The sequence below is a fragment of the Pacificimonas flava genome (assembly GCF_000342165.1).
In the GTDB taxonomy this organism is placed as follows: domain Bacteria; phylum Pseudomonadota; class Alphaproteobacteria; order Sphingomonadales; family Sphingomonadaceae; genus Pacificimonas; species Pacificimonas flava.
The window spans coordinates 1-8,192 of record NZ_AMRV01000027.1; the positions used below are offsets into that span (position 1 = coordinate 1).

The following is an 8,192-nucleotide window of genomic DNA, read 5'->3' on the forward strand; positions in this document are numbered from 1 at the left end:
GGCTCATCCTCACGGAGCAGCTAGATGATATGCTGCCCGAACTGAGAGGCTCCGCGGATAGGCTTCATGATCTGCTTTGGCGCGACATTGCCGCCGACGAGAAGCAAACGTTGCAGCAGATTCTTGCAAGGGTATCGGAAAATCTGGACCAACTCCGGGCCGAGGCTGAGTAAAATCATGGCATCGCCCCCGGAAAAGCCTATCAGCAGCATCGCTCGCGCCGCGGAGATCGGCCAAATCCTAATGAGGCACGGCGCGAAGAATCTCGCCGGAGCCCTCGGATTTATTCCCTCTTCGAGCAATGTCATCGATCCTCGCGAATTTCGTCCGGCTGCAGTTGTGGCGTTCCTCCGTGACATCGGGCCAGTCGGCATAAAGCTGGGGCAACTCCTCGCCACCCGAAGCGATCTGTTTACCGAACACTGGATCACGGCATTCTCAACCCTGCACGATCAGGTGTCGTCAGTGCCCTTCGCAGATATCGAGCCCGTACTTGCTTCAAGCTGGGGTGAGGACTGGCGGAGCGACTTTGCGCAGTTCGACGAAAAGCCTTTGGCCTCTGCCTCCATAGCGCAAACCTATTCCGCCAGACTGCGGGACGGAAGCGAGGTCATCGTGAAGGTTCGGCGGCCAGGCACTGCCGCTCGGATGGAGGCTGATGTGCGCCTCCTTATACGCCTTGCCGGGATCGTGGAAGCACGGTCGCCGGACATCGCGCGTTACCGGCCAGTCGAGTTTCTGCGGACCTTCGGCCGCAATCTTGCCTGGGAGATGGACCTCGCTGCGGAATCCCGAGCCTGCGAGCGGATCGGCGCATATCTCGATACCATCGGCGTCAGGTCCCCGGCCATCCATTGGGAACTGACCGGGCTGCGGGTGAACGTTCAGGAACGCCTGTACGGCAGGCCCGCGTCTTCGCTGGGCAGCCCATCGGGCGACCCGCGGGTGGCGGCTTTCGCTAAAAGCTATGCCAACGCTGTCCTGCGGATGATCATCCTGAACGGCGAATTTCACGGCGACCCCCATCCCGGTAACGTCTTCATGATCGGCGAGCAGGATGTCGGCTTCATCGACTTTGGATCGGTCGGGACGCTCACCAAGGCCAGGCGCGACGAGATCGTCCGCCTCGTCCTTGCGATCGCTGGTGAGGAAACCAGCGATGTCGCGAATGTCCTGCTCGCATGGGCGGGGGAGCCGAAGGTGGATCGCGATGCGCTCGCGGTGGATCTGGATCAGTTGATCGGAGAGTTCAGGGGGACCGTGCTATCTGGCATCGAGTTCTCGCAGATTTTTTCCCGCGCTTTCGACCTGTTGCGGGATTATCGACTGGTTCTGCCACCTGATCTGGCCATTCTTCTGCGTACCTTGTTGACTGCAGAGGGCTTCGTCCGATCGCTGGCACCGGACTACAACATCGCCGAAGAGACCCGGCCGATCATGACGGAGCTTCTCGCCGAGCGGTTCTCGCTCGGCAGCGCTCGGTCGGGTTTGAAGAGACTTCGCGGTCAGCTGCTGGGTTTGTCGGCGTCCTTGCCCGACATACTTGCCACTGCGAACTCGATCGCAAAGTCAGGATATGTGCCGGTTCAGCTCGATCCGCTCAGTATCGAGCAGCTCGCTGGACTTCGCAATGAGCGTCAGTCCTTGAAAGGCCCTCTAGCTGCCGCATTGATCATAGCTAGCGCGTTGCTTGTCGATCAATCCTGGCTTCTGGCTGGCGGCGCGCTTGTGATTGCTGGGGTGGTGCTCATCCGAAAGTCATAATGAAGGAGCAACTTAATTCGTGCACGGTCACGATACGGCAAAGCCGAACTTAACGAGGATTTCATGCGCCTCACTTCAGCGACCAAGAAGCATCGCGAAGAAAATTTTTCGACCTATTGCGATTGAAGGCTTATTTTCCTCAATCAGACGAAACTTTGGAACGGCAGCTTTCAAGCGTGTCCTCGCCTGACTTTATGGCCGCTATTGGGGCGCAAAGCAGTCATTGACTGAACGAACCCGGATATTTCCGGAAATCTACGTGAGAGGGAAATCTAGCCCGAACGTTCCGGGCGTAAACCGCAAGACCTGTGTTCCCGGCGCCGCGGCGTAGGCAGTGAGATGATCGTTCTCATACCGCAGATGCCACGTGCGGCCGTATGTTGGCTCATTGTCCGCAAACCCTTGTGGATCTAGCAACACAAGATTCACGGTCTCGGCCGCCCTTGCGGATTCCGTACGAAGTGCTTGAGCGCTCGATTGTCTGGCTACCCCCGCGAAGTCCTGGCAGCTCGAGTAGTCGTTTGGATCCGTCCAACGGCCATGCCACTCATCGAACGGTTTTCTGGTAAGGTCGAGAAGCCGTTCTAATTTCAAACGAGCGGAAAAGCTGAGATGCTCGCTCGTCCGGTTTCCCAGCACAAACCCCGGAGAGCGACTTATGAAACGCAGCCTCCAATATGCCGTTTCCGCAATCGCTCCAGCTTCTGTTTCGCTCGCGTAAAAAATGCCTGGCCATTCTTTGGCTTTTCGAAAACGGCTGGATACGGCGTGCCCGTACCGAAACGGCGAAGCGAGGAGATAGTGCAGACCTCGCGCACTTACGGGCAATTTCGGTTTGGCCTCGTCAGCCAGTTCCTCCAGCCGCTTCTGGTCTTCGATACTCCCAGCAAGCCGGCTCGTGGAAATCCGGTGCTGGGCCTCCACGACGCGCCAGACCAAATCCTCATACGACCGAAATTCAGACTCGAGCTCGGTAGTCGTCCACATAATCACAAACCAAGAGGAGGCCTTGAAACCTTTCAATGAGATCAAGAGGCCGGGACGCCAAGTCGATATTGGGAGCGGAGAGCCAAGCCCGCGCAGCTAAATCATCACTGCCTACGAGTGCGTCGAGAGACCGGAAAAGCCGGAGGAGGACTTGGCCAGCTTCAAACGATTTCGTCCTCGGCTCAAGCATGCTTTTACCGCTACGCATTCTGGATATGGTCGCGGACGAAAGCCCCAAAATAGCGCCCAACTTCTCGTTGGTGAAACCCCATAGATCGGCGATCTTTGCAACGGCCGAACTAAGGATGACACTGTCATCTTGTGCGTTTGAAGACAGAGCTACAGTCTGCATATCGACGCATCCTTTCATATGAACGATATAGGCTATTTTCATGCATATGTCTATCTTTGCCCCAAATCTGGGCAAACGGCGGTTTCTGTCCGATAAGTGTGATTCTCGGACAGAACCCTTTTGAGGTTAGGACTACGTCAGGCCAAGCCGGACGGTGCAGAGATCGACGCAGATGGCAGTCTCCCGATCAGGGGTTATTACCTCCTCGGTTTGTCGCTTCTATTCAGATGTGTCATGGAGTAATCATACTGACGAAATTAGGTAGCCGGAGTTCATAATGACTGTGAGCATCAGAATTCTCCCAAATGGGCGCATGAGCCTTCCGGCTGACATACGGCGCAGGCTTGGGGTTTCTGATGGCGGCGAGCTCTTGGTTGAGGAAACAGACGAAGGTCTGCTTGTTATGACAACGAGCCAAGCCATTGCGCGAGCTAGAGCGATCAGCCGCCGTCTCGTCGAAGGGACAAGCAGCAGCGTCGACGACTTTCTTGCGGAACGCGGCGCGTGGCAGGAGTAGTCCTGGACACATCCGCGCTCCTCGCTTTGCTTCTCGAGGAGCCAGGCAGCCAGAAGGTCGAAGCCGTCCTCGCGAAGGCCGTCCTTGGAGCGGTGAATCAGGCCGAGCTCTATTCTTATTACGCCCGTCTTGGAGCCAGCGAAGCTGACGTGCGGCTGATGCTTCGGCCGTTGGCCCTGAAAGTGCTCCCGGCTGACGGCGAACTGGCGATCGAGGCCGGCATGCTGCGCTCAGTCACCGCGGACGCCGGGCTATCGCTCGGTGACCGGTTCTGCCTTGCGCTCGGGAAGCGAGAACAGCTTGATGTCTGGACGGCGGATCGGGCTTGGAAGGACGTGGCCAAGGCCGTAGGCGTTAAAGTGATATGCATCAGGTGAGCCTGAACCGTGCCTAAGGATGGCCCCGCTCCTGCACTTCCCCAAGTGCGAGGTTCGGTGCTGCCGGGGGTTTTGCGGGAAGAGATCGAACGGGCCGCCGACTATGCCAAAGCATCGCGTTCGCCCGCGACCTTGCGAGCTTATGAAAGCGACTGGAGGATTTTCACTAGCTGGTGTGGGGAACGGGACCTCTCGCCCCTGCCCGCCACCCCGGCAGTCGTGGCCGTATTTGCCAGCGGGGAAGCAGAGCGGGGCATCAATCCGCGCACAATTCATCGGCGTGTTTCGGCAATCGCTTATTTTCACCGGCAAGCCGGCGAGGTGCCGCCTGGATCCGCGCCTGGATCCGGGCGTCTGATAGAAGTGCTCGCCGGAGTTCGGCGGCGGCACGGTCGACCACGAGAGCGAAAGCGTGCTGCTGATGCCTCCGCGCTGCGCCATATGCTGGACACGATAAAAGGCAACGATCTCCGGTCGCTGCGTGATCGGGCGGTCCTCGCTATCGGCATGTCCGCTGCTCTGCGACGTTCGGAGATTGTCGCCCTCGCTGTTGGAGACGTCCGCTTGGTTCCACAGGGTCTTGAACTCGTGATTGCAAGATCAAAAACCGATCAAGACGGCGAAGGACAACTCGTTGCCGTGCCGGAAGGGCAGCGTATACGCCCAAAGGGCCTTCTTTTGCATTGGATGAATGCAGCGGCCCATGTTGAGGGTCCGCTGTTTCGCCAGCTTACGCGGCGTGGCGATCTCACAGAGAGTGCGATGTCGGACAGGGCAGTCGCGAGGCTGGTGAAGACTGCCGCAGAAAACGCTGGCTATGATCCATCCGAATACGCCGGACATTCCCTCAGAGCCGGCTTTCTAACCGAGGCGGCAAACAACCGTGCCAGCCTCTTCAAAATGCAAGATGTTAGCAGGCATAAATCCGTGCAGGTGTTATCGGAATATGTTCGGCAAGCCGAGCGATTTGAGGATCATGCGGGGGCAAATTTCCTATAGTGCATTGTCGGTCGCCACTACATTTGATGTTCCCCTACTAGGTCCTGAAAGATTTCATCTACAGTTCTGAGGTAGTAGGCGTAGCCTCGCGTATTAGTGTCGGCCATTTTAAACGCCGCCTCTTGGTATAATGTCCGCTCCCTAAACCCTACAATCTCAAGCGCGTCGGCCCAGTCTTTAGAAGAAGATTGCAACGGGAGAACCTTTCCACCCGAGCCAATAGTTGTACCCAGAGCACCCACTCCAGTGCCCACTGTCGGGATCCCACAAATGTGCGCCTCCGCTACAATCCTGCCAAATGCCTCCGGCTGTCTACAAGGAAAAAAAAGAACGGCCGCGTTCTCAAAAAGACCCCGCATGTCTCCGACAACGCCGAGACGGGTAACATTCTCCAGCTGCGCCAGACGTTCCTCTATTATGCGGTTTTCGGAAGTTTGCGCCTGAAGCTGCCAGCCACCGGCAACTACAAACTGCCGCTCGGGCATCAGAGCGGCTACCTCACAAACTATATCTCCGCCCTTCTTTAGATCGGGATTTACAACGAGGATGCTTTGCCCCGTTGAATGCACGAAATATTTCCTTGGATTTAACCATGGCGTTAAGAGGGTTGCTGCACGGCCTGTTGCGTCTTCAAGCGCCTTACATGAAAATTCTGAAACTCCGGCAAGCTTCACTCTGTCGAGCTGGCGTACTGCATCCCGGAGATTCGGCTCTACCCGTTTCGAATGCAGATAGAACATTGTTGGTTTTTGAGCACGGGTGGCTACTTCAACCCCCTCTTCGTTAAACGAGAGGTGACAGACCACTGCGTCGCAGTTTGCATCAGCAATGAACCGATCTGCCCGGCTCGGATGCCATTGGTCGTAGACTGCCTGATACCCATTTAACTTTTTCTTCGACGCGTACGGCCCGCGTACCTTTGCCGCTACGCGCGTGACCAAGCTCGCAAGGCCTCGCTGCTCGCGTTTGGCCAAAACGAAATATCCATAGCCTTGAGAAGACAACTCTTCCGCTAAGATATTCGCTGTGAACTCCAATCCGCCTGTAAGGTACGGGAAATAGCTTCTCGGAACGATACCGGCAATTCGACTTTCTCGCTTCAGCGTCATTCTCCTTTAGCCTGCAGTCACGTCTTACGACGAATAAAAAAGGCAGCATGAAGGACCAGACTAAATACTCGCGGCATCAATAGTCTCACAGCGATCGACCAGACTACGCCGAAACCCACCGCAGCTATTAGCAATTGCAAGACATCCGAAACCCCACCGTCTTGAAATAGGTATTCCATGATCATTCCCGCACCTAAGGTCACTGCGGATACAATCTGGACCGGTACTAATGCCCTGAGCACAGAAAAAACGCGAAACATTCCAATCTTTTTACCGATCCATAGATAAGCCGAGATATAGACCAGAGAAACGAGGAGCATTGCTCTAGCAATGATGATGATATCGGTGTTAGCAAATACGACAAAGACCCCCACCTTTGCGACTTGCTCAGACAGATTGATGTAAAAGAATTCTTTTAAACGGCCTTGTGCAATCAAGACAGAATTTAACGTTACGAAATGCCCCACCAAGGCGGATGAGATACAAACCCAAAAGGCTGGTTCGATCGCCGCGGTCCATTGGGAGCCATACATTAGCCTGATCACCGGGCCAGATTGGGTAGCCAAGGCAAACAGGACGGGGCAAAACAACGCAGAAAACGCCTGCATCCGAAATAGCGTGTCGGACTCTTTATAACTTCCTTTGCGAATTTCGTCTGACGTCAAGGGCGCCAACACTCCCAAAATTGGTCGCGACAGATTCGCCCACAGTAGTCTTGGAAGGGTCAAAGATCTTTCGAAGAAAGCAGCAGATGATATGCCGAGAGTACGTCCTATCACAAGTTCGTTGCTTCGGGCGCCTACGTTATTAAGCAAGCTACTCGCCATGGTCCAAGCTGATATCGACCAAACCGCTTTCCAGTTGGAAAGGCGGAAGCGATAACTCATGTGAGGTATCTCTAGGAAACGGTATGTCACTACAAGTGTTATTGACGACGCGAACATTCCCCAGACTAAAGACATACTGCCGTAACCGTTCAGCGCTAGTACAATGGCCGTTCCAGAATTTATGACCTGGCTACCAATAGCAAGAATCCCCGTAGTTCCCACCTTAAGCTCCCTAACCAGGAGCGCATTCGGGATAGCTTGGTAGGGAATAAGGGGATAGCTAATCGCGACAACTAAGAGAATATCGGCGATTCTCGGGGCACCATAGAAGTCGGCTATTAGGTTCCTGGACGAATAGATTACAACACCGAGTGTTAGCGATAACGCCCCGACCAAGCCGTTAGCTTCTTGAACCCGTGTCTTATCTATCTCATCAGCTAATATAAAATAGTTACTTACGCCGGCGGCCTTGATAACATCGGCTATAACGACGGATGCCATTGCAATGGAGAATGTACCTATCTCGCTAGGTGTGAGGACACGCGCGATTATCAGGCTAGTAATAAAGACAATGCCAAACGTAGCGGCTTGTTGAAACGCAGCCAACCGCAACAGTCTCAATTTGGCCATTAACTAAAAGGTCCTTCAAGCTGGAATCAGGGCCTTAGCGCGGGAAACATTTATAGCGAAGCGCGAAAAGGCTGCGGCTCTCATGTAACAAGAGCCACAGCCTTTCCTCTTCATTCAGCGACCGGTCGGCTGTTAAAGCGCTATCTGCCTTCGTCCCAAGGCACGACAGCGAAACGTGCGGAATTGTACCCTTCAGTCACCCGTTCGGCCTTAACGGCCCTCGAGTGGTTTGCCGTGGCTACAGTATCAAGCCGGTCTATGGGGTCAATAAGTTCTCGGCCAACCAAGTCTTGAAGCATGCTAAAACCAATGTCGGTTAGAACGATTACAGAGCCTTCGTCACCGTGAAAGTTAGTTCGCTGTGCCTCCCATGCTGGAGGATTGGTATTAACCTTCCACCATTCAATCGCAGCCTCGGTTGATGTCCAAGCCGATTCGGGGGGAAACTGGACTTCAAAGCCGCCTGCCGACTTGGGATAATAACCCGAGTGCCCTCCAATTTCGCCAAAGCGCCACATCCAGCCGCGCGCGAACTGCTCCATCAGTTCGGGGTAGCCGCGATCGGCCAGCCGGTATGCCACCTGCAGCCCGTACTTGTGCATCATGAAGGGGGACGTTCCGCCCCAATCC

At 55.2% G+C, this 8,192-nt stretch carries 9 protein-coding genes; 4 read left to right on the top strand and 5 right to left on the bottom strand.

Annotated features, from left to right (window positions below; genetic code table 11):
* The first annotated feature begins 339 nt into the window (after window positions 1–339).
* Complete coding sequence (locus tag C725_RS14890) at window positions 340–1,764, top strand: ABC1 kinase family protein (protein WP_243442770.1); 1,425 nt, start codon at window positions 340–342, stop codon at window positions 1,762–1,764.
* Between the two features lie 255 nt (window positions 1,765–2,019).
* Here C725_RS14890 and C725_RS14895 read toward each other — a convergent pair whose 3' ends face one another.
* A complete protein-coding gene (locus tag C725_RS14895) occupies window positions 2,020–2,751 on the bottom strand; it encodes an RES family NAD+ phosphorylase (protein WP_038283747.1) in 732 nt (243 codons plus the stop codon).
* A complete protein-coding gene (locus tag C725_RS16910) occupies window positions 2,723–3,145 on the bottom strand; it encodes an antitoxin Xre/MbcA/ParS toxin-binding domain-containing protein (RefSeq protein WP_338046357.1) in 423 nt (140 codons plus the stop codon). Before C725_RS16910 ends, C725_RS14895 begins: the two co-directional genes overlap by 29 nt.
* 235 nt (window positions 3,146–3,380) lie before the next feature.
* Here C725_RS16910 and C725_RS14905 point away from each other — a divergent pair, with 235 nt between their 5' ends.
* From C725_RS14905 to C725_RS14915, 3 genes are all read left to right on the top strand, one after another.
* Complete coding sequence (locus C725_RS14905; protein ID WP_038283748.1) at window positions 3,381–3,620, top strand: AbrB/MazE/SpoVT family DNA-binding domain-containing protein; 240 nt, start codon at window positions 3,381–3,383, stop codon at window positions 3,618–3,620.
* The gene (locus tag C725_RS14910; RefSeq protein ID WP_038283749.1) at window positions 3,608–3,997 is read left to right on the top strand and encodes a type II toxin-antitoxin system VapC family toxin; all 390 of its coding nucleotides are present in this window, start codon (window positions 3,608–3,610) and stop codon (window positions 3,995–3,997) included. The genes C725_RS14905 and C725_RS14910 overlap by 13 nt, the downstream gene beginning before the upstream one ends.
* A gap of 72 nt (window positions 3,998–4,069) precedes the next feature.
* A complete protein-coding gene (locus C725_RS14915) occupies window positions 4,070–4,996 on the top strand; it encodes a site-specific integrase (protein ID WP_243442771.1) in 927 nt (308 codons plus the stop codon).
* A gap of 17 nt (window positions 4,997–5,013) precedes the next feature.
* On the opposite strand, the gene C725_RS16050 is transcribed toward C725_RS14915, so the two are convergent.
* The 3 genes from C725_RS16050 to C725_RS14930 form a co-directional block, all read right to left on the bottom strand.
* Window positions 5,014–6,105: a glycosyltransferase gene (locus C725_RS16050; protein ID WP_078056336.1), complete on the bottom strand. Its 1,092-nt coding sequence runs from the start codon at window positions 6,103–6,105 to the stop codon at window positions 5,014–5,016.
* 17 nt (window positions 6,106–6,122) lie between these two features.
* On the bottom strand, window positions 6,123–7,562 hold the full coding sequence (locus tag C725_RS14925) for an oligosaccharide flippase family protein (protein WP_008604003.1): 1,440 nt from the start codon (window positions 7,560–7,562) through the stop codon (window positions 6,123–6,125).
* Window positions 7,563–7,702: 140 nt separating this feature from the next.
* The coding region (locus C725_RS14930; RefSeq protein WP_207790065.1) for a hypothetical protein at window positions 7,703–8,192 on the bottom strand (490 nt) is incomplete at its 5' end.